Source organism: Stenotrophomonas sp. YJH_SMC_43 (assembly GCF_059372535.1).
Genome location: NZ_JCAFVQ010000003.1, coordinates 751,077 through 770,435 on the forward strand (window position 1 = coordinate 751,077; position 19,359 = coordinate 770,435).

The window sequence follows — 19,359 nt, forward strand, 5'->3', positions numbered from 1 at the left end:
GCCGACCGTTGGTCGGCACGAAATCAACCGCATCCACGCATGGCGTGGATCTACAACGCTGGTGCGCCCACCAGCAGCAGCTCCAGCACGAGCCAGCCGACGAACGCGACCAGCAGGATCACGCCTTCGCCACGGCTGATCTTCAGATCGCCACGCAGCATCGGGTACAGCACCAGCGCGAACGCCAGCAGCGCCGGCAGCTCCAGGCGCACGAACGAGGCCGGCAACGCCAGCGGCTGCAGCACTGCCATCGCACCAATCACCAGCAGCAGGTTGACCACGCTGGAACCCAGCACGTGGCCCAGCACCATGTCGCCATGCCCGCGACGCGCGGCGGCGATGGCGGTGGCCACCTCCGGCAGTGCGGTGCCGATCGCCACCGGCAGCAGGCCGACCAGCAGGGGCGTCCAGCCCAGGGCTACGCCGAAGTCCGCGGCGGCGCCCACCACCAGGCGCGCGCCCCAGTACAGCGTCAACGCGGCAATCAGCACGCGCAGCACGTTCAACGGCAGGCTCGTGCGGCTCAGCGCGGATTCGTCAATGGCCGCCTGCACCGCCGCGCCTTCGCTGCGGCCACGGCGCAGCAGCAGCACCTGCACCACGATGAAGCCGGCCAGCAGTATGCCGCCCTCCCAACGTGCGAGACCGCCATCAAGCCCGAACAGGATCAGCAGCACACCCGCCGCCAGCAGCGACCACCACAGCACCGTCTGCAGGCGGGCGCGCAGCAGCAGGGGCGCAGCCATGGCCGCCACGGCGAGGGTCAGGCCCAGGTTGACGATGCTGCTGCCCACCGCGTTGCCCAGGGCCAGCTCCGGTTGGCCCACCGCCAGCGCGCGCGCATTGACCGCCAGTTCCGGCAACGAGGTGGTTACCCCGAGCAGCAGCAGCCCGGCAGTGAACGGGCTGGCCCCGAAACGTTGGGCCAGGCCGGACACGGCCTTGACGATGGAGTCCCCGCCCAGCGCCAGCAGCAGCAAGCCGAGCAGGAACCAGGCAATGGCAATGGCGATCATCGAGCACTCCCCCCAGCAGTGGTGGCGCGATTCTACGCTTGGCCCGCACGCGCGGCTGGGCCGTGGATCAAGGATCAGCCACACCCTTCCGCATAATCGACCTGCGGGGTCTGCCCGACGCGCCAGGCACCCACCCGGCCATCGGCACCGAGTGCGAAGTCGATCACCGCCCCGCCCTCCTGCGCCGGGCGAACGCGCAGGTGCTGGGCCTTCTCGTCGTACTTGTCAGGGCCGACATCGGCCCGCTCCGGGTACAGCACCTGCAGCTCACCCAGGGTCATGCCGACCTTGCCGCCGCCTGGTGCGGTGATGGCTGCGCTGCGCACGTCGTAGCGCACCAGCTTGCGGCCCTCGATCATCAGGCGCGGGTCTTCAGCATCCTGCGGGCGCAGGAAGTAACAGCCATCGTTGCCATCGTCAGCCGGCAGCGGCTTGCCGGCGGCATCGATGCCCAGCCCCTGCAGCGGCGTGCCGAAGCCGGCGCGCACGTCGGCGATGCCGGCCCCCAGCTTCGCACCAGCGAAGCCGTCCAGGCGGGCTGGACTGTCCTTGCGGAGGTCGTTCGCCGGGCGAGCCGCCAGATCAGGATCCGTCGACTGGGCGGGGCCGGTCGCCGAGGCGGTTTCCGCCGGAGTGTCGCTGCCGCTGCCGGCCGCCCCCTGCTTGTCGGGGCCGCCACTGCAGGCGGCGAGCGAAAGGAGCAACAGACCGGCAATCGGAAGGTGCTTCATCGGTGCGGTTCCCTGGCACGAAGGTAGCTGCACGCTAGCGCAGCACACGTGCAGATGCTGCATTGTCATCGCGGTTTCATCGCCTTCGTTCAGGCTCGGCGAGCACCGACCTGGCTGTCCCTTCCATGCAACCGCGCAAGACCGATCTCGCCCGAACCGCGCTGCAGGCCCACCGCGCGCCGCTGGACATGCGCCAGCGCCGGCTGCTGATCCTGTGCGACGGCCAGCGCACCGTTGCCGACCTGACCGGCCTGCTCGGCCAGGAAGCACCGGCCATGGTCATCCAGCTGGTGCAGGCGGGATACCTGAGCACCGGCACTGGCGCCACAGCCCCGGCACCGTCGCCCGCAGCCGCGGTAGCGTCGGTGCCCACAGCACCGGCAGCGGCGCCTGCTGCACCCGCGATCGAACGTCGCCGCTCGCTGGTGGCCGCGCGCATCTACGTGCTGGGCATATTGGAGATGCAGCGCCACCCGCAGGCGGCAGCACTGTTCCGCGACCTGCAGCAGGCGCGTGCGGAAGAAGAGGTGCTGCAGCGGCTGCAGTCAGCGATGCAGATGCTGCCCGGGCTGACCTCGGAGGGCTATTGCCAACGCGTGCGGCAGCGCCTGCTGGAGGCGTTGCCGCTGGAGCATTGCGACGCGTTCGCGGCCACGGCCTGAAAAAAGGGGACGGAGGGGATTAAGTCGTTTGTGGCACAAACGACTTAATCCCCTCCGTCCCCTTTTTTGATCAACGGAAGTTGTTGCGCAGGCCGTTCCAGCACTGCTGGTAATCGCCCTGGCGATGGCCGGCGGCCAGTGCCTGTGCGGTCGGGCGGATCACTGCGCGGGTCTCGAACATGAAGGCCATCGTGTCCTTGATCACATCGGCCTTGGACAGATCGGCGTTGGAGGCCTTGTCGAAGGTCGGTGCATCCGGACCGTGGCCGCTCATGCAGTTGTGCAGCGAGGCACCGCCGGGCACGAAGCCTTCGGCCTTGGCGTCGTAGGCGCCATGCACCAGGCCCATGAACTCGCTGGCGATGTTGCGGTGGAACCACGGCGGGCGGAACGTGTTCTGCGCCACCAGCCAACGCGGCGGGAAGATCGCGAAGTCCATGTTGCTGGTTCCCGGCGTGTCGCTGGGCGAATGCAGCACCAGGAAGATCGACGGGTCCGGGTGGTCGTAGCTGATCGATCCGATGGTGTTGAAGCGACGCAGGTCGTAGCGGTACGGCGCGTAGTTGCCGTGCCAGGCCACCACGTCCAGTGGCGAATGGTCGATCGGCGCACGCCACAGTCGGCCTTCGAACTTGGCGATCAGTTCGAAATCACCATCAATATCCTCGAACGCCGCGTGCGGGATTTCGAAGTCGCGCGGGTTGGCCAGGCCGTTGGAACCGATCGGGCCGAGGTCGGGCAGCTTCAGCAACGCACCGTAGTTCTCGCAGATGTAGCCGCGGCTCGGGCCATCGGGCAGTTCGACGCGGAAACGCACGCCGCGCGGAATCACCGCGATCTGCTGCGGCTCGATCTCGATCACGCCCAGCTCGGTCAGCAGGCGCAGCGCGCCCAGCTGCGGCACGATCAGCAGTTCACCGTCGGCGTCGTAGAAGTAGCGGCCGACCATGTCGCGGTTGGCCGCATACAGATGGATGCCGACACCGGCATGCGCGTCGGGTGAGCCGTTGCCACCCATCGTGTACAGGCCCTCGACAAAGTCGGTCGGCAGCTCCGGCAGCGGCAGCGGGCTCCAGCGCAGCTGGTTCGGCGAGGCCGGCTGTGCACCGAAATCACACTGCAACTGCGACTGCGCAAATGGAGTGAACTCGCCATGGGTCACCGCCGGGCGGATCCGGTACAGCCAGCTGCGGCGATTGCTGCCGCGCGGCGCGGTGAAGGCGGTGCCGGTCAACTGTTCGGCGTACAGGCCGTGGGCCACCTTCTGCGGCGAGTTCTGCCCGACCGGCAGCGCGCCGGCGACGGCCTCGGTGGCGAATTCGTTGCCGAAGCCGGACTGGTAGCCACGGGCGGTGATGGCGGGGGACATGGGGGCTCCTGAAAAACGGCAAGACCGGAACGGAAAGCAGCCGAGCATGGCTCGGCTCTACAGGCAAGCAGGCGCCGGGCGTGACCCGGCGCTGCCCAGGACCTTACAGCACGCCGCGGCGGATCTGGTCGCGCTCGATGCTCTCGAACAGCGCGGTGAAGTTGCCTTCGCCGAAGCCCTCGTTGCCCTTGCGCTGGATGATCTCGAAGAAGATCGGGCCGATGCAGTTCTGGGTGAAGATCTGCAGCAGCTTGCGCTGGTGGGTTTCCGGATCGGCATCGATCAGGATCTTGTTCCTGGCCAGGCGCGGTACGTCTTCACCGTGGTTCGGCACGCGCTGGTCGATCACCTCGAAGTAGGTCTCCGGCGTGTCGAGGAAGTCCACGCCCTGCGCGCGCATCGCTTCGACCGTGTCGTAGATGTTCTCGGTGAAGCAGGCGATGTGCTGGATGCCCTCGCCCTTGTAAGCGTCCAGGTACTCGTTGATCTGGCTCTTCGGGTCGGACGATTCGTTCAGCGGGATGCGCACGATGCCGTCCGGCGCGGTCATCGCCTTGGACACCAGGCCGGTCTTCAGGCCCTTGATGTCGAAGTAGCGGATCTCGCGGAAGTTGAACAGGCGCTCGTAGTAGTCCGACCACTGCTGCATGTTGCCGAAGTACAGGTTGTGGGTCAGGTGGTCGATGAAGGTCAGGCCGAAGCCCACCGGGTGCAGGTCGGCACCGGCGATCGGCTCGTAGTCGCCGTCGTAGATGCTGCCGGCCGCGCCGTAGCGATCGACCAAGTACAGCATGCAATCGCCGATCCCCTTGATGACCGGGGCGCTGACCGCCTTGCTGTCCGGCTTGAAGGCGATGGCTTCGGCGCCGTTGCCCAGCGCGGTCTGGTAGACCTCCTGGCCCGGCTTCTTGAAGCGGATGGCGAAGCCGCACGCGCACGGACCGTGCTTCTCGGCAAAGTCGGCGGCGAACGAATCGGGGTCTTCATTGACCAGGAAGTTGACGTCGCCCTGGCGATAGACGGTAATCGGACGCTGCTTGTGCTTGAGCACCGCGCTGAAGCCCATCTTCCGGAAGTACTCGTGCAGCTCTTGGCCACGGCCGGCCGGGGCGGCGAATTCGACGAACTCGAAGCCGTCGATGCCCATCGGGTTCTCGAAGGTGGTGACCTGCATGCCGGGGTTGGGGTGCGAGGCGGTCGGGACTGCGGTATTCATGGCGTGGCTCCGAATCGGTACCGCATCGGTACAAACCAGGTGCGGGCAGGTAGGGACCCGGCGAGAATGCAGGGTCTGGACCCACCCCTTATAGTTACACTTGAAACCACCAGCAAGGTGCACCGCAACATGAGCCCCGATCCCGCCTCGACCCGCCTGCGTGCCTCGCACGTCCTGCTCGACCTGGAACAGTTCCTGCCGTACCGGCTGAGCGTGCTGTCCAACCGGGTCAGCGGCAACATCGCCAAGCTATACGGCGATCGTTACGGTCTGGCGATCCCTGAGTGGCGGGTGATCACCATCCTGGCGCTGTACCCGGGCTCCTCGGCCAGCGAGGTCTCCGACCGCACGGCGATGGACAAGGTGGCGGTAAGCCGCGCCGTGGCCCGCCTGCTGGAGCGCGGCTTCATCAAGCGCGAGACGCATGGCGACGACCGCCGCCGCTCGGTACTGGCGCTGTCGGCCGCCGGCTTCGAGGTGTACGAGACCATCGCGCCGATGGTGATCGAGATCACCCGCAAGCTGATGTCGGTGCTGAGCGAGGAGGAGGAGCAGCTGCTGGAAAAGCTGATCCTGCGCCTGGCCGGTGACGGCCTGGAGCGGATGGGCGAAGGGGTCTGAAAGCAAAAGGGGACGGAGGGGATTAAGCCGTTTCAGGCACACGAGGGCTGATTACGGCTTAATCCCCTCCGTCCCCTTATTTCAGCTCAGATGCTTGCGGCGCGCATGGATCCACGGCACCGCCAGTGCGGCAATGGCACCGCCGGCGAAGCCGAGCGAGGCGGCAACCGTGGCCGCTTCGACCGCCCCCGGCAGCGCCAGCGCGGCAGCTACAAGCAGCAGCGACGGCAGGCCGACGAAGGTGCCCAGGAAGAAATGCCAGCGCGGCGACCAGGTGTTGAGCTGCAGCAGGCTGACCGGCTGCCAGGCATCGGATGCGGCATCTTCGGCGATCTTCGCCACCGCCTTGGCCAGGTCCACTTCCGGCAGCGCGCGCCCCTGCCGTGCGATCGCCAGCAGCTCGGCCACGGCCTCCACCGGCGGGAAACTGGACGGCCACGCAACCGGCGCCGGCACGCCATAGGCGGTCAGCACCGGCACGCTCAGCCACGGCGCTACCAACGGACGCATGCGGCGGCGACCGTGCACGCACCAGATCTGCGACTGGCCGTGCGCGGTGACGCTGTACAGCGCCAGTTCGTTGGCCGGCGGATAGCCGAGCATGGTCACCCGTGCCGCCAGGCTGTCCTGGCCCATCGCGCGCAGGAAACCGGGGCGGCTGCGCCCTTCCTGCATCCACGCTAGGCCGAGTGCACCCACCAGATAGGCCTCGGCCACGTCCTTGCTGCCGGCGGCGGCGCGTTCGTCGCTAGCCAGGTACCAGGCCAGCGATTTCGGTTCGGACACATCGTCCAGGCCCCAACGGCTGTCGTCCCCCAGCACATGGCGCACTGGCAGGCGCGCGGGCGCGGTTTCGCCACGCTCGCCTGGCTGCAGGAACGGCAGCACGCCCTGGATGAAGGTGGACAGTTCGATCGCACGCACGCCATGGCCCTGCCATTCCGGCGGCAGCAACCCGGCCAGCTGGCCGTCGACGGCCAATGCATCGAGCCTTGATTTCTGCTCAACCAGTTTCTGCACCGCCCCCTTCAGCACCACGTTGTCGGGCAGCGCGATCTGCGGCAGGCGATGGCGCGGCGGGGCCAGTTCAACACTGTCCTCGCCGGTACCGGCGTCATCCAGCAGCGCCTCCTGCGGCGGCAGGGTCACACCCTCGCCTGCTTCGCCTTCGGCCAGAGTACTGGCAGGTTCGGGCAGTCGTTCGGCGTGGTCGCTGTGCATGGGCGTTCCGGTAGGTTGCATCGACGGGTGTCGACTGAGGTCCTTGCCGGTAACGGCGAGCGCGTTGCGATATTGAGATGCCGATTTCGGGAATGTGACCGCAACCACAGTAGATCCACGCCATGCGTGGATGCGACCCGACATCAGTGCCGACCAACGGTCGGCACCTGCCGAGCATGCCGGCCAGCAACCGGCACTACCCTATTCCGGTTTGTCAGGTGCCCACTGCTTGAGGAACGCGGTCACGCGCGCGGGCTGGAAGGCTTCGCCCTTGCGCAGCTCGCCGGTGGCCTGCGACACCAGCAGTCCGCCATCGGCATCGAGCACCAGCAGGTACGGGTAGTCGCGCGCCATCATCGGGAACTGGGCGAAGAAAGCGGTATTGGGTTGTTCGTCGCTGGCGTTGACCTTTACCCACACGTAGTGGGCATCGCGGAAGCGGCGCAGATCACCGTTGCCTTCCACCAGCTCGTCCAGCGCCCGGCAGCGATCGCAGGCAGCATTGCCGACCTCGAGCAGGATGCGCTTCTTGCCGCGCTGGGCTTCCACCTTGGCGGTGGCCAGATCGTCGGCGGGGTTGCGGGCCGGGTCGAACTGCGCGCCGAGCCCGGCGATGGCGGCAATATCCGCCGCCACCGGGGTGTTGCCCGAGGCCACCGGTTCGCTGGGGTCAGCGACCGGTGGCTCGGTGGGTCGGGTATCCAGCGGCTGCGTAGGCTCGGCGGCGGCAGGCGGTTGCGGTTGGGAACAGGCGCCGATCAGCGCCGCACAGACCACCACTACCGCAGTACCGAGCTTGCTACGCATGCCTTCTACCCTCTCATCGTTACTTGACGCCGTGCATCAGCTTGTTGATCAGCGGGGCGATCAGGAACAGCACCACGCCGGAGCCGATCAGGGCCCAGAACCCGAAGGTATACCCCTTCAGGGCCGACTCGACCGTCATGCCGCCTTCACCACTGACCACGCCAGCGAAGATGCCCGACAGGTTGTTGCCGATGCCGGTGGACAGGAACCAGCCACCCATGCCGAAGCCGACCAGGCGCACCGGGGCCAGCTTGGTCACCATCGACAGGCCGATCGGTGACAGGCACAGCTCACCCACGGACTGGATGACGTAGACCATGAACAGGGTCCAGAACGGGATCTTGCCGTCCACGACCATCTGCGACAGCGCGTACATCAGCAGGGCGAAGGCGGCGCCATTGAACAGCAGGCCCAGGCCGAACTTGCGCGGGATGGACGGATTGGCGCGGCCCATGGCCACCCAGATCCAGGCGATGATCGGGGCCAGGGTGATGATGGCCACCGAGTTGACCGACTGGAACCACGCGGTCGGGAACGTCCATTCACCGAACTGGCGGTTGACGATGTTCTCGGCCAGGAAGGTAAACGAGCTGCCGGCCTGTTCGAAGAACATCCAGAACATCACGTTGAAGGCGAAGATGATCAGCATGGCGATCACGCGGTCGCGCTGCACCTTGCCCTCGCGGATGCCCTCGACCAGCAGCAGGATGGCCAGCGCGGTGAACATCGCACCCAGGATCCAGGCCAGCGCGGTGGCGCCGGTGGCCAGCAGGAAGTACGCGACCGGGATGGCGACCACGGCACCGGCCAGCACCATGATGATGCGGCCGAAGCCTTCAGCGCCGGCCGGCGGTGCACCGATGCCCTTCAGGCCGGCGCGACCGATGTAGAACCACACCAGCGAGATCAGCATGCCCACGCCCGAAGCGATGAACACGACCTTGTAGGACGGCATGGCATCGGTACCGAAGACCTTGCGGGCCAGGTACTCGGTCAGCACCGGGGCGATCATCGCGCCAATGTTGATGCCCATGTAGAAGATGGTGAAGCCCGAATCGCGGCGCTCGTCCTTCAGGCCGTACAGCTTGCCGACCATGGTCGAGATGTTCGGCTTGAACAGGCCATTGCCGACGATGATCGTGGCCAGGCCGAGCTTGAAGATGTGCTCCTGCGGCAGCGAGATCATGAACAGGCCGGCGGCCATGATGATCGCGCCGGTCAGGATCGATCGCTGATAGCCCAGTACCCGGTCAGCCACGTAGCCACCGAAGATGGCTGCGGCATACACCAGGGCCAGGTAGGCGCCGTAGATGCGGCTGGCGTCGCCTTCACCGGCAGCGCTGCCGTTGTAGAACTGGGCAACGATGTACAGCACCAAGGCCCAGCGGATGCCATAGAACGCAAAGCGCTCCCAGAACTCGGTCATGAACAGCATCCACAACGGGCGCGGGTGGCCCAGCGTGGTCTTGAAGTCCGGCAGCGCCGGCTCTGGGGTGTTCGCAGTGGCGTTTACGCTCATGCGGGTTTCCTGGTTCGGTGGATGACGAGCACGTCCGCTGTGCAGTTGGAGCAACGCGCGAGGATCACCGACTTCTGGCGTTCACGTCAAATACACGCCGTTTGAGGCAGGTGCCAGCCTGCTCGCTGAACTTGCATCTGAAACGATCCAGCCAGTGGCCGGGATCCAAGCTGAATACGGATCAGCCCTGCGCTGACGGGGGCCCGGCCTGCAGGCTGGTGCGCACCTGGAACAGCTCGGGGAAGAAGGTCAGTTCCAGCGCCTTGGCCAGGAAGCCCACCCCGGACGAGCCGCCGGTGCCGCGCTTGAAGCCGATCACCCGCATCACGGTGCGCATGTGTCGGAATCGCCATAGCTGGAAGGCGGTCTCCAGGTCCACCAGGTCCTCGCACAGCGCGTACTCGCGCCAGTAGCGGTCGGTGTCCTGGTAGATGCGTTCGAAGACCGGCTGCAGTGCGTCGTCGGCCACATGCGGCTGGGTCCAGTCGTGGTTTTCATACACGGCCGGTACGGCGTGGCCGAAGCGGGCCAGGTACTTCAGGAACTCCTCGTACAGGCTGGGCGCCTCCAGCACGGTGCGCAGCTGCGCCTGTCCGGCCGCATCGTGCTCGAACACCTGCAGCATCTGCGCGTTCTTGTTGCCCAGCAGGAACTCGATGTAGCGGTACTGCAGCGACTGGAAACCCGAGGACGGGCCCAGCACGTCGCGGAAGCCCATGTACTCGGACGGAGTGAGCGTTTCCAGCACCGACCACTGCTCGGTCAGCTGGCGCAGCACCTGCTTGCTGCGCGCCAGCACCTTGCGGCACTGCCAGACTTCATCGCGCTGCAGGAAGCCGATTGCGGCACGCAGTTCGTGGCCCAGCAGCTTCAGCCACAGCTCCGAGGTCTGGTGCTGGATGATGAAGAGCATCTCGTCGTGGTGCGGCGGGTTGGACAGCGGCTGCTGCGCGCTGAGCAGCTGGTCCAGCCGCAGGTAGCCGCCGTAGGTCAGGCGCCCCTGCAGGTCGGTGTGGATGCCGGCTTCGAGATCGCGTTGGTTGTTGTCGACGGACATGGTTGCGGCCAGATCGGGGGCGGCAAGGGTAGCGCGTTGCCAGCCGCGCGGGCAGCCGCGCCGTCCATACCGGGGCGTGCGGTGCCCCGTGGAGCATTGGCCGATGCGGGGCCTGCGCGTGGAACCGATCGGGTCGTTGCGCCAGCAGTCAGCCAGAGGCGTATTCTGATGCTTTGCAGCAACGACTGAATACGTTGTTGTTATTGGCCCCCCACCCGCCGGCAGGGGTAAAACAGGGCGTTGCCGTGTTGCGGCGCAGGAAGGCTATTCCGTACGCGTTCCTTAACATGGCGATTCATATCATTTGTAACTTCTCTGTCGAAGGTGCAGTACGCAATGACGGTTGCCGCTGAATTCAAGATCGAATACCTGCAGTACCTGGACGCGGACGGCAAGCTCGTCCGCGATGACCTGCCCGCGTCGCTGCGCGACCCCAAGGTCCTGGTACCGCTGTTCAAGCAGATGCTGTTCGTACGTACGTTCGACAGCAAATCCATCGCGCTGCAGCGCACCGGCAAGCTGGGCACCTATGCCGCCTGCCTGGGCCACGAAGCGGCGCACGTGGGCATCGGCGCAGCGATGCAGAAGGACGACGTATTCGCGCCTTCGTACCGCGAGTATGGCGCGATGTTCATGCGTGGCGTGCGCCCGCACGACGTGCTGATGTACTGGGGCGGCGACGAACGCGGCAACGATTACGGCGGCAACGCGGCCAAGGACTTCCCGTTCTGCGTGCCGATCTCCACCCAGTGCCTGCATGCCGCGGGCGCCGCGCTGAAGTTCAAGCTCAACAAGGAACCGCAGATCGCGGTGGCCGTGTGCGGCGACGGCGGCAGCTCCAAGACCGACTTCTACGCGGCACTGAATTCGGCCGGCGCCTACAAGCTGCCGCTGATCCTGTGCATCGTCAACAACGGCTGGGCCATCTCGGTCCCGCGCTCGGCCCAGACCGGTGCCGAAACGCTGGCGCAGAAGGGCCTGGCCGGCGGCCTGCACTGCCTGCAGGTGGACGGCAACGACCTGATCGCCGTGCTGGCGGCGATGGAGCAGGCACGCGAGCGTGCGCTGGCCGGCGACGGTGGCACCGTGCTGGAACTGATGACCTACCGCCTGTCCGACCACACCACCGCCGATGACGCGCGCCGCTACCGCGACGACGCCGAGGTGAAGGATGCCTGGCAGCGCGAGCCGATGCTGCGCCTGCGCAAGTACCTGATCAACGCCGGTGTGTGGAGCGAAGAAGAGGAAACCGCCTGGGTTGCCGAGTGCGGCACGCGCGTGGACGAGGAAGTGAACCTGTACCTCAACACGCCGGTGCAGCCGGTCGAGGCGATGTTCGACTTCCTGTATGCCGATCCGCCGCCGGACCTGCTGGCCCAGCGTGCCCAGGCGATCGCCCTGGAGAAGCGCCATGGATGAGATCAAGAACGGCGCGCCCGGCGCGCACACCAACGCCGCCGACAGCGCTGCTATCGCGCGCGGAGAAGAGAGCATGACCACCACGCCGATCACCCTCATCGAAGCCATCACCCAGGCGCTGGCCTGGGAGCTGGAGCACGACCCGTCGGTGCTGGTGCTGGGCGAGGACGTGGGCGTCAACGGCGGCGTGTTCCGCGCCACCGCCGGCCTGCAGCAGCGCTTCGGTTCCGAACGCATCCTCGACACCCCGCTGGATGAAACCACCATCGCCGGCCTGACCATCGGCCTGGCCGCGCAGGGCATGAAGCCGGTGGCAGAAGCCCAGTTCGATGGCTTCATGTACCCGATGGTCGACCATATCGTCTGCCACGCCGCACGCCTGCGTTACCGTACCCGTGGCCGCCTGCACTGCCCGATGGTGCTGCGCGTGCCGTGGGGCGGTGGCATCCGCGCGCCGGAACACCACAGCGAAGCCAACGAGGCGATCTTCACCAACGTGCCGGGCCTGCGCGTGGTGCTGCCGTCGTCGCCGCAGCGTGCGTACGGCCTGCTGCTGGCCGCGATCCGCGAACCGGATCCGGTGATCTACATGGAGCCCAAGCGCATCTACCGCCAGTACAAGGAAGTGGTCGTCAACGACGGCGAAGCCTTGCCGCTGGACGTCTGCTTCGTGCTGCGCGATGGCACCGACGTGACCCTGGTGACCTGGGGCGCGCAGGTGAAGGAAGCACTGGAAGCGGCTGACAAGCTGGCCGGCGAAGGCATCAGTGCCGAAGTCATCGACGTGGCCACGCTGCGCCCGCTGGACTTCGCCACCATCGCCGAATCGGTGGCCAAGACCGGCCGCTGCGTGATCGTGCAGGAGGCCCCGAAGACCGCGGGCTTCGGCGCCGAGATCGCCGCGCGCCTGGCCGAGGAATCGATCTACGACCTGCTGGCGCCGGTCGAACGCGTCACTGGCTACGACACCCACATTCCGCTGTTCCGCCTCGAAATGAAGTACCTGCCGAGCGTTGAGCGGATCGTGGCTGCAGCCAAGCGCGCGGTGGCGGCCGGCTGACATGCGGGCCCGCCTTCTGGGGGCTTACCGCAGCCAGTATCCCAACCCGCTCCGGTTCCACACCGGCCAGATCGTCGAAGTAGGTGTCCGTGACGAGGAATGGCCGGCGTTTGCCTGGGTACGCACAAACGATGGGCGCGCTGGATGGGCGCCCATCGCCTGGTTGCAGCTGCTGGACGAGGGTCGCGCCGAAGCCCTGTGCGACTACGACGCCCGCGAGCTGGATGTGGAAAGCGGCGAGATGGTGAAGCTTCATCACGAACACGGTGGGTGGTGGTGGTCCGAGCGCGCCAATGGCGCGACGGGCTGGCTGCCGGCCCGCGAACTGGAACTGCTGGAAGAGAACTGCAAATGAGCCAGACCAAGAACTTCAACCTGCCCGACCTGGGCGAAGGCCTGCCGGACGCGACCATCGTCGAGTGGTTCGTCAAGGAAGGCGATGTGATCAAGCTGGACGAGCCGCTGGTGTCGATGGAGACCGCCAAGGCCGTGGTGGAAGTGCCCTCGCCGTTCTCCGGCAAGGTGCTGAAGCTGTCCGGCGGCGCCGGCGACATCATCCCGACCGGCTCGGTGCTGGCCAGCTTCGAACTGGACCCGAACCTGCCGCAGCGTGCCGATGGCCAGGACACCGGCCACAGCCATGGCCACGCAGCGCCTGCAGCCGCCCCGACCCCGCCGCCGCTGCCGGCTGCACCGGTCGTTGCGGAAGAAGCCAAGCCCGCCGCTGCCGAGCGTGATGACGCCGGTACCGTGGTCGGCGCGATGCAGAGCTCCAACACCGTGCATGCCGAACAGGCGCTGGCCGTCGGCGGCGTCAAGGCCGTGCCGGCCGTGCGTGCGATGGCGCGCAAGCTGGGCGTGGACCTGAGCCGCGTGGCCGCTACCGGCACCGATGGCGCGGTGACGATGGCCGACGTCAAGCAGGCCGCCGCCAACGGCACCGCCAAGCTTGGCGCCGCTCCGGCACCGGTCGCTGCCGCGGCGTATGCAGCGCCGGCCCCGGCGCAGGTGTCTGCCCCGGTGCAGAGCGAAGCCCGCACCCCGCTGTCCGCCGCCGGCAAGCCGATGCGCACCCAGCCGCCGGGCGTGGTCGCCAAGGGCCAGCCGGAACCGCTGAAGGGCGTGCGCCGCAACATGGCCCGCGTGATGGCCGACGCGCACAGCAAGGTCGTGCCGACCACGCTGAACGACGACGCCGACATCCACGCCTGGCTGCCGGGCAACGACGTCACCGCGCGCCTGGTTCGCGCCATCGTCGTTGCCGCACAGAAGGTGCCGGCCATGAACGCCTGGTTCGACGGTGAAGCGCTGACCCGCACCCTGCACGCTCAGGTGGACATCGGCATCGCCGTGGACACCGACGACGGCCTGTTCGTGCCGGCCCTGCGCAATGCCGACATGCTCGACGCGCGTGGCATCCGCGAGGGCGTCAACCGCCTGCGCGAGCAGGTGGAATCGCGTTCGATCGCCGCCTCGGAACTGAGCGGCTACACCATCTCGCTGTCCAACTTCGGCATGTTCGCCGGCCGCTACGCGACCCCGGTCGTGGTGCCGCCGTGCGTGGCCATCGTCGGTGCCGGCCGTGCCCGCCACCAGATGACCCCGGTGATGGGCGGTGTGGAAGCGCACAAGGTGATCCCGCTGTCGGTCACCTTCGACCACCGCGCAGCCACGGGGGGTGAAGCCGCCCGCTTCCTGCGCGCGATGATGGACGACCTGGCGCTGGCCAGCTGATCCAGCTGATCGGTGGGTGCCAACCTTGATTGGCACATGAACGGGAAAAACGCCGGGCACTGCCCGGCGTTTTTTGTGCCCGCTCTACCGTAGAGCCGAGCCATGCTCGGCTCCGTCTTCCTGGCCACCGAAGGAAGAGCGAAAACGCGTTTGAGAATAGTTGCATGGACTCCCTCGCCAAGCGCTCTAGCATCAAGCCTCTCGCCCCACCCGTTCCGTCATGCCCCCAACCACGATCATTGATGCTTTCCTTGCCAAGGGTGCCCAGCTGTTCCACGAGCGGCCCTTCGGGTCATTGCCATCACCGGAAGAAGCACTGGACGAGCTTCCGATTCCAACACTGGTCTATCTGCGATGGTTGGCTTCAACGGGCGCCTTCATCGATCAGCCGGTGGGATCGACCATCGCTCGGTCAGATTCCCCAATGGAACTCGTCGCAAACCTGCAGGCGGCATTTCATGGTGAGATTCCCGGCAATGCTCTCAGCGAGGATGCACTGGACTTCACTGTCGAGTACTTCAGTCCACGCGCCACCTTCCTCTCAGACTTCTTCTCGTTGTTCCCTCAAGATGCCACGCCTTCGCCGGACGCCATGTGGGACAAACAGGAGCAGGTGTACGCAATTATCGACTCCCGTCTGCAGTCATGGCGCAACGGCGAGCCCATCGTCCGGGCGGTGATCCCCAGTGCCGATCAACAAGGACACGCCGAACCGGCTACACCGCTGGACGCTGACGTATGGATCACGATGCTCGCAACACTATCGAATGCTGTGGTCACCCACGAAGGTGACCGTGCATACGCCAACCACTTCTACAGACCACTGACGAAACCACCGTCGGTAGAAGTCGTCCTTGCGGTCATGAGGGAATTCCTTCGGAACCCGCCACATGACGCGTCGATCATGTGTGCAGCCGAGAACTTCCTGTCGGATATTCCGCTCTCGCTCTACATCAAAGCCTATTCCATCCTCGCGCCTGAACTGCTGGACCGTTCTTCAGATGCCGCGCTCAATCTGTTTGATTATCCAGGTTGTGAACTGACGCCCCGTCAGATACGGCAGTTCATCAAGGAACTCAGGCGGTGCAATCCCGGCCGCGATGTGGTCGGAGAGCTGGCCCAGCTGGCCATTGAGTGGGATTCGCAGGACGACGAGACATTTTCAATCGTCATCGAAGCAGCGCAGAAGCAGGGGTAGGTCCAGGAGCCGGCATGTACCGGCTCCCTCCCTGATTCAATCGCGCGCGACCATGCCCTCGGCGCGGCTGTAGACACGCAGGCGGTGCCCGTCAGGATCCACTCCAACGAAGGTGTGGCCGAACTCCAGCGTCACCGGCGCCTGCAGAATCTGCACGCCTAGCGCGCGCCACGCATCGTGCGTCTGCTGCACCGTCTCGGGTTTGGCGACCAACATCGCCAGTTCCGCAGCGCCGGCCTGCGCGGACACCGCCGGCTGCACGTCATCGCGCTGCCACAGGCCCAGTGCGGCGCCATCGCCGAGCAGGAACAGCGCAAAGCCGGGCGACTGCTCGACCGGCGGTTTGCCGAGGATGCCGCTGTAGAAGGTGGCGCTGGCGGCGACGTCGCGCACGTACTGCAGCAGGGTGCTGGGCTTGAACATAGGGAAGCTCCGTTGTTGGGAGCGTCCATGGTGGTACGGACCTGCTGACAGATTCTGTCAGCAGCGTCGAGCTTGCTCGACTGCTGTTGCCATTGCCCTAGTAGAGGTCGAGCTTGCTCGACTGCTGTTCGCGAAGATCCAAGGCGGTCGAGCAAGCTCGACATCTACCAAGAGCAATCAGCAAAGAGCAAAGAGCAAAGGCCACCACTCCATCCCACCAGCAGCAGAAAGCGAAGCGCGGAAGCAGGCGGGAAAACCCGACGCTACGAACGATCCAGCCAATCCGGCGCAATGCCCTGCGCCTTCTGCCAGCGCCGCAGCAGGGTGGCGCGTGGCACGAGGTAGTGATCCTCCAGCACGCGCACCTGACGGATCCGGTCCAGCCTGAAATGCCGGAAGTCCTCGCGGCCTTCGCACCACGCCGCCAGCATCGGCACTTCGTCGAAATAGCCTAGCGCGAACGGCCAGACGATGCGCTCGCTGCGCTGGCCGTGCGCGTCCTCGTAGGCGAACTTCAGGCGCTGCTGCGAACCCACAGCTTCACGCACTGCCTGCAGACGAGCCGCGGGAACCTTGGCCGCAGCGCGCGAAGGGCCCACGCGCAGACCACTGTCACGCAGCGCTTCGCGGCGCGCCGCAGGCAACACATGCGCGATACGCGCCAGGGCGTCACGCGCAGCCTCGGCCAGCGCCGGCTCGGTGCGGGCGGCGACCCAGCGCAGGCCCAGCACCAGCGCATCGATCTCGGCCGGTGGCAGGGTCATGGGAGGCAAGGTATCGCTCGGTGCCAGCAGGTAGCCGACGCCGGCCTCGCCACGCAGGTCAGCGCCCTGCTCGCGCAGGGTCTCGATATCGCGGTACAGCGTGCGCAGACTGATGCCCAGCGCGTCGGCCAGCGTCTGCCCGGCCACCGGCCGTCGATGGCGGCGCAGCAGCTGCAGCAGCTGGGTCAGGCGCAGCGCACGCGACATCAGCCGACCAGCGCGCGCGATGCCACCACGTGCTCGCCCGGTTGCGGGGCCAGCGCGGCCTCGACCAGTGCCTTGGCGATCTCAGCGGCCGGATTGATCCGCCACGCCCGCGGCAGCACCGGCCCCAGCACGCCCAGCACCTTCAATGCGAGGCGCTCACCGCGGCGGACCTCGCTGCGCTCGCCCCCGATCAGCCCTGGGCGGACCAGGGTCAACGAATTGAAGCCCAACGCGCGAAGGTCGCGCTCCAGCTCGCCCTTCACCCGGCTGTAGAAGATCGACGACTGCGGGTTGGCACCGGCTGCGGAATTCAGCACATAAATCTGCGCACCCTGTGCCTGTGCGAGCCGCGCGAACGCCAGCGGGTAGTCATGATCGATGCGGTGGAAAGCCTCGCGGCTGCCAGCCTGGGCAATGGTGCTGCCCAGTGCGCAGATGACCGCATCCACTCGCGCCCACTCCGGTGCGGCCGGCAACGCATCGAAGGCCAGCACCGGGTTCTCCAGCTTCCCGAGAGTTACGCCCAACGGGCGGCGAGTGGGCGCCACGACGGCGCTGCAGCGTGGGTCGTCCAGCAGCCTGGACAGGGTCAGCCCGCCGACCAGGCCGGTCGCCCCCAGCAACATCACGCGCATCACCACCTCCACTGCGGCATCCTGTCGCCCATCCTAGCCGTTCAAGCCGTCGGCGGCCGCGCCGATATGCTGGAACCAGTCCCTGCCAGCCCCAGGATTCGCTCCATGACGGACCAGCCCGACCACCGCCCTGCCCCCGGTACCGCCCTTGGGCCGCCGGCACGCGTGCGCGCGGTGGTGGACGATGGCCTGGGCGACCGCGTGGTACTGCAGGGCGGCGGTGGCGTGGCCCTCCAGCAGCTGTTCGCAGGCGCCGACGCGCCGGAACCGCTGCTGGCGGCGTTCGCCAACGGCATGGCCACCCTGCCCGGCGAACTGGGCGACATGGGCGACCGCCTGCAATCGGCGCAGGCCAGCGCCGATTGGCCGCGCTACGGCCGCGCGATGCGGCAGTTGATCGACAAGTACATCCGCACCATCGAGCAGCATTCCCCGGACGGGCAGCCGGAAAGCCTGCGCCTGTCCGAGCAGCTGCGGCTGCTGCTGGGCGGTGCGGTGGTGGCCCTGCTGCAGCACGACCCGGACCTGCGCGAGCAAGCGCAGGCCCTGGCCACGCGCCTCCGCCAGTGGCAACCGGGTACCGCACTGGAGCCGATCGAACAGGGCGTGCGCGAACTCGGCCACCAGGTCGGTGTGCGTGCCGAGAGCTGGCAGGAGCAGCAGGCGCTGCTGCTGGAGCTGTTCGCGTTGCTGCTGGAGAACGTGAGCGAGCTGCTGGATGACCGCAGCTGGCTGCAGGGCCAGATCGCGGCGGTGCGCCATCTGCTGGATGGTCCGCTGGAAGCCGAAGCAGTCGAGCGCACCCGCGCCGAACTGCGCGAAGTGATCTACAAGCAGGGACTGCTGCGCCAGGGCATCGACGATTCAAAAGCGGCGATGCGCGGATTGATGGGCGAGTTCATCGAGCGCATGGATGGCATGGCCACCAGCACCGGTGAGTACCATGACCGCATCGGCAGCTACGCGCTGCAGCTGCGTGAGGCGCGCAGCATCGCCGACCTCAACCAGCTGCTGCAGGAGGTGATGCGCGATACCGGCAAGGTACAGCAGCAGGCTGCGCAGGCCCGCGATCACCTGGCCAGCGCGCGGCAGGAAGTGGAACGCGCAGAGCAGCGCATTGCCGAGCTGGAGCAGGAGCTGCGTGCTGCTGGTGACCTGGCGCGTATCGATCCGCTGACCCAGGCACTGAACCGCCGCGGCCTGGACGAACTGCTGCAGCGTGAGCTGGCGCGTGCCATGCGCAACAACTCGCCGCTGGGCGTGGCGGTGATCGATCTGGATGATTTCCACCTGACCAACGAGGCGCACGGTCACGCTGGTGGCGATGCTTTGCTGCAGCACCTGGTGGCCGTGTGCAAGCTGCTGCTGCGCGCCACCGACGGCATCGCACGGTTGGGCGGCGACGAGTTCGTTCTGGTACTGCCGGAAACCCAGGGCGCCGACAGCATGGCCACCGTGCAGCGCCTGCAACGTTCACTGGCGCACCGCGTGCTGACCGTGCAGGACCGGCGCGTGCCGGTGCATTTCAGCGCCGGGCTGGCGCAATGGCAGCCCGGTGACGATACCGAGACCCTGCTGCGGCGCGCCGATGACGCGCTGTATGCAGCCAAGCGGCAAGGCAAGAACCGGGTGCAGGCGGGCTGATGATCCAGCGTGCAGACGCTGTAGCGCCCGAGCCCATGCTCGGGCGGCGGCACGCA

General features: G+C 66.8%; 19 protein-coding genes. 8 read left to right on the forward strand and 11 right to left on the reverse strand.

Annotated elements, in window-relative coordinates; translation table 11 throughout:
- Window positions 1–50: 50 nt before the first annotated feature.
- Together AC5QAH_RS15635 and AC5QAH_RS15640 are read right to left on the reverse strand one after the other, a co-directional pair.
- Window positions 51–1,016: a sodium:calcium antiporter gene (locus tag AC5QAH_RS15635; RefSeq protein WP_495232442.1), complete on the reverse strand. Its 966-nt coding sequence runs from the start codon at window positions 1,014–1,016 to the stop codon at window positions 51–53.
- A 74-nt stretch (window positions 1,017–1,090) separates the two neighbouring features.
- On the reverse strand, window positions 1,091–1,747 hold the full coding sequence (locus AC5QAH_RS15640) for a hypothetical protein (protein WP_495232443.1): 657 nt from the start codon (window positions 1,745–1,747) through the stop codon (window positions 1,091–1,093).
- A gap of 125 nt (window positions 1,748–1,872) precedes the next feature.
- Between AC5QAH_RS15640 and AC5QAH_RS15645 the strand changes: the two genes are divergently transcribed.
- Window positions 1,873–2,409, forward strand: a complete 537-nt coding sequence (locus AC5QAH_RS15645) for a hypothetical protein (protein ID WP_054172656.1) — start codon at window positions 1,873–1,875, stop codon at window positions 2,407–2,409.
- A 70-nt stretch (window positions 2,410–2,479) separates the two neighbouring features.
- On the opposite strand, the gene hmgA is transcribed toward AC5QAH_RS15645, so the two are convergent.
- A complete protein-coding gene (hmgA, locus tag AC5QAH_RS15650; RefSeq protein WP_495232444.1) occupies window positions 2,480–3,778 on the reverse strand; it encodes a homogentisate 1,2-dioxygenase in 1,299 nt (432 codons plus the stop codon).
- Between the two features lie 103 nt (window positions 3,779–3,881).
- Window positions 3,882–4,994 carry a 4-hydroxyphenylpyruvate dioxygenase gene (gene hppD / locus AC5QAH_RS15655; protein ID WP_180870439.1) on the reverse strand — a complete coding sequence of 371 codons (1,113 nt, stop codon included), beginning with the start codon at window positions 4,992–4,994 and terminating at the stop codon, window positions 3,882–3,884.
- 129 nt (window positions 4,995–5,123) lie between these two features.
- Between hppD and AC5QAH_RS15660 the strand changes: the two genes are divergently transcribed.
- Window positions 5,124–5,615, forward strand: a complete 492-nt coding sequence (locus AC5QAH_RS15660; protein WP_026347199.1) for a MarR family winged helix-turn-helix transcriptional regulator — start codon at window positions 5,124–5,126, stop codon at window positions 5,613–5,615.
- A gap of 81 nt (window positions 5,616–5,696) precedes the next feature.
- Here the strand turns inward: AC5QAH_RS15660 and AC5QAH_RS15665 are convergent, their stop codons facing one another.
- The 4 genes from AC5QAH_RS15665 to AC5QAH_RS15680 all read right to left on the reverse strand — a co-directional run bounded on the left by AC5QAH_RS15665 (window position 5,697) and on the right by AC5QAH_RS15680 (window position 10,219).
- A complete protein-coding gene (locus AC5QAH_RS15665; RefSeq protein WP_049453963.1) occupies window positions 5,697–6,836 on the reverse strand; it encodes a hypothetical protein in 1,140 nt (379 codons plus the stop codon).
- Window positions 6,837–7,037: 201 nt separating this feature from the next.
- Window positions 7,038–7,643 (reverse strand): thioredoxin family protein, encoded by a 606-nt coding sequence (locus AC5QAH_RS15670; protein ID WP_197576800.1) that lies wholly within the window; start codon window positions 7,641–7,643, stop codon window positions 7,038–7,040.
- Between the two features lie 19 nt (window positions 7,644–7,662).
- Window positions 7,663–9,162, reverse strand: coding sequence for a peptide MFS transporter (locus AC5QAH_RS15675; protein ID WP_043399407.1), 1,500 nt, complete (start codon window positions 9,160–9,162; stop codon window positions 7,663–7,665).
- 181 nt (window positions 9,163–9,343) lie between these two features.
- Window positions 9,344–10,219, reverse strand: a complete 876-nt coding sequence (locus AC5QAH_RS15680) for a tryptophan 2,3-dioxygenase (protein WP_019338596.1) — start codon at window positions 10,217–10,219, stop codon at window positions 9,344–9,346.
- A gap of 336 nt (window positions 10,220–10,555) precedes the next feature.
- Between AC5QAH_RS15680 and pdhA the strand changes: the two genes are divergently transcribed.
- From pdhA to AC5QAH_RS15705, 5 genes are all read left to right on the forward strand, one after another.
- Window positions 10,556–11,638: a pyruvate dehydrogenase (acetyl-transferring) E1 component subunit alpha gene (pdhA, locus tag AC5QAH_RS15685; protein WP_019338597.1), complete on the forward strand. Its 1,083-nt coding sequence runs from the start codon at window positions 10,556–10,558 to the stop codon at window positions 11,636–11,638.
- Window positions 11,631–12,698 carry an alpha-ketoacid dehydrogenase subunit beta gene (locus AC5QAH_RS15690; RefSeq protein ID WP_010482686.1) on the forward strand — a complete coding sequence of 356 codons (1,068 nt, stop codon included), beginning with the start codon at window positions 11,631–11,633 and terminating at the stop codon, window positions 12,696–12,698. The genes pdhA and AC5QAH_RS15690 overlap by 8 nt, the downstream gene beginning before the upstream one ends.
- A 1-nt stretch (window position 12,699) precedes the next feature.
- Window positions 12,700–13,053: an SH3 domain-containing protein gene (locus tag AC5QAH_RS15695; RefSeq protein WP_005411349.1), complete on the forward strand. Its 354-nt coding sequence runs from the start codon at window positions 12,700–12,702 to the stop codon at window positions 13,051–13,053.
- Window positions 13,050–14,432 carry a 2-oxo acid dehydrogenase subunit E2 gene (locus AC5QAH_RS15700; protein ID WP_049411758.1) on the forward strand — a complete coding sequence of 461 codons (1,383 nt, stop codon included), beginning with the start codon at window positions 13,050–13,052 and terminating at the stop codon, window positions 14,430–14,432. The genes AC5QAH_RS15695 and AC5QAH_RS15700 overlap by 4 nt, the downstream gene beginning before the upstream one ends.
- Window positions 14,433–14,652: 220 nt before the next feature.
- Window positions 14,653–15,630, forward strand: a complete 978-nt coding sequence (locus AC5QAH_RS15705) for a hypothetical protein (protein WP_241874076.1) — start codon at window positions 14,653–14,655, stop codon at window positions 15,628–15,630.
- Between the two features lie 36 nt (window positions 15,631–15,666).
- Here AC5QAH_RS15705 and AC5QAH_RS15710 read toward each other — a convergent pair whose 3' ends face one another.
- From AC5QAH_RS15710 to AC5QAH_RS15720, 3 genes are all read right to left on the reverse strand, one after another.
- On the reverse strand, window positions 15,667–16,053 hold the full coding sequence (locus AC5QAH_RS15710; protein WP_049435714.1) for a VOC family protein: 387 nt from the start codon (window positions 16,051–16,053) through the stop codon (window positions 15,667–15,669).
- Window positions 16,054–16,316: 263 nt separating this feature from the next.
- Window positions 16,317–17,024, reverse strand: coding sequence for a helix-turn-helix transcriptional regulator (locus tag AC5QAH_RS15715; protein WP_241874077.1), 708 nt, complete (start codon window positions 17,022–17,024; stop codon window positions 16,317–16,319).
- Window positions 17,024–17,659, reverse strand: coding sequence for a Rossmann-fold NAD(P)-binding domain-containing protein (locus AC5QAH_RS15720; RefSeq protein ID WP_197579075.1), 636 nt, complete (start codon window positions 17,657–17,659; stop codon window positions 17,024–17,026). The genes AC5QAH_RS15715 and AC5QAH_RS15720 overlap by 1 nt, the downstream gene beginning before the upstream one ends.
- A gap of 105 nt (window positions 17,660–17,764) precedes the next feature.
- Here AC5QAH_RS15720 and AC5QAH_RS15725 point away from each other — a divergent pair, with 105 nt between their 5' ends.
- Entirely contained in the window at window positions 17,765–19,303 is a 1,539-nt protein-coding gene (locus tag AC5QAH_RS15725) for a GGDEF domain-containing protein (RefSeq protein ID WP_010482693.1), read from the forward strand.
- Window positions 19,304–19,359 lie beyond the last annotated feature (56 nt).

Bases quoted from the DNA above. Each gene is read 5' to 3' on its own strand.
- AC5QAH_RS15635 (WP_495232442.1), bottom strand. From the start codon at position 1,016: ATGATCGCCATTGCCATTGCCTGGTTCCTGCTCGGCTTGCTGCTGCTG.
- AC5QAH_RS15640 (WP_495232443.1), bottom strand. From the start codon at position 1,747: ATGAAGCACCTTCCGATTGCCGGTCTGTTGCTCCTTTCGCTCGCCGCC.
- AC5QAH_RS15645 (WP_054172656.1), top strand. From the start codon at position 1,873: ATGCAACCGCGCAAGACCGATCTCGCCCGAACCGCGCTGCAGGCCCAC.
- hmgA (WP_495232444.1), bottom strand. From the start codon at position 3,778: ATGTCCCCCGCCATCACCGCCCGTGGCTACCAGTCCGGCTTCGGCAAC.
- hppD (WP_180870439.1), bottom strand. From the start codon at position 4,994: ATGAATACCGCAGTCCCGACCGCCTCGCACCCCAACCCCGGCATGCAG.
- AC5QAH_RS15660 (WP_026347199.1), top strand. From the start codon at position 5,124: ATGAGCCCCGATCCCGCCTCGACCCGCCTGCGTGCCTCGCACGTCCTG.
- AC5QAH_RS15665 (WP_049453963.1), bottom strand. From the start codon at position 6,836: ATGCACAGCGACCACGCCGAACGACTGCCCGAACCTGCCAGTACTCTG.
- AC5QAH_RS15670 (WP_197576800.1), bottom strand. From the start codon at position 7,643: ATGCGTAGCAAGCTCGGTACTGCGGTAGTGGTGGTCTGTGCGGCGCTG.
- AC5QAH_RS15675 (WP_043399407.1), bottom strand. From the start codon at position 9,162: ATGAGCGTAAACGCCACTGCGAACACCCCAGAGCCGGCGCTGCCGGAC.
- AC5QAH_RS15680 (WP_019338596.1), bottom strand. From the start codon at position 10,219: ATGTCCGTCGACAACAACCAACGCGATCTCGAAGCCGGCATCCACACC.
- pdhA (WP_019338597.1), top strand. From the start codon at position 10,556: ATGACGGTTGCCGCTGAATTCAAGATCGAATACCTGCAGTACCTGGAC.
- AC5QAH_RS15690 (WP_010482686.1), top strand. From the start codon at position 11,631: ATGGATGAGATCAAGAACGGCGCGCCCGGCGCGCACACCAACGCCGCC.
- AC5QAH_RS15695 (WP_005411349.1), top strand. From the start codon at position 12,700: ATGCGGGCCCGCCTTCTGGGGGCTTACCGCAGCCAGTATCCCAACCCG.
- AC5QAH_RS15700 (WP_049411758.1), top strand. From the start codon at position 13,050: ATGAGCCAGACCAAGAACTTCAACCTGCCCGACCTGGGCGAAGGCCTG.
- AC5QAH_RS15705 (WP_241874076.1), top strand. From the start codon at position 14,653: ATGCCCCCAACCACGATCATTGATGCTTTCCTTGCCAAGGGTGCCCAG.
- AC5QAH_RS15710 (WP_049435714.1), bottom strand. From the start codon at position 16,053: ATGTTCAAGCCCAGCACCCTGCTGCAGTACGTGCGCGACGTCGCCGCC.
- AC5QAH_RS15715 (WP_241874077.1), bottom strand. From the start codon at position 17,024: ATGTCGCGTGCGCTGCGCCTGACCCAGCTGCTGCAGCTGCTGCGCCGC.
- AC5QAH_RS15720 (WP_197579075.1), bottom strand. From the start codon at position 17,659: ATGCGCGTGATGTTGCTGGGGGCGACCGGCCTGGTCGGCGGGCTGACC.
- AC5QAH_RS15725 (WP_010482693.1), top strand. From the start codon at position 17,765: ATGACGGACCAGCCCGACCACCGCCCTGCCCCCGGTACCGCCCTTGGG.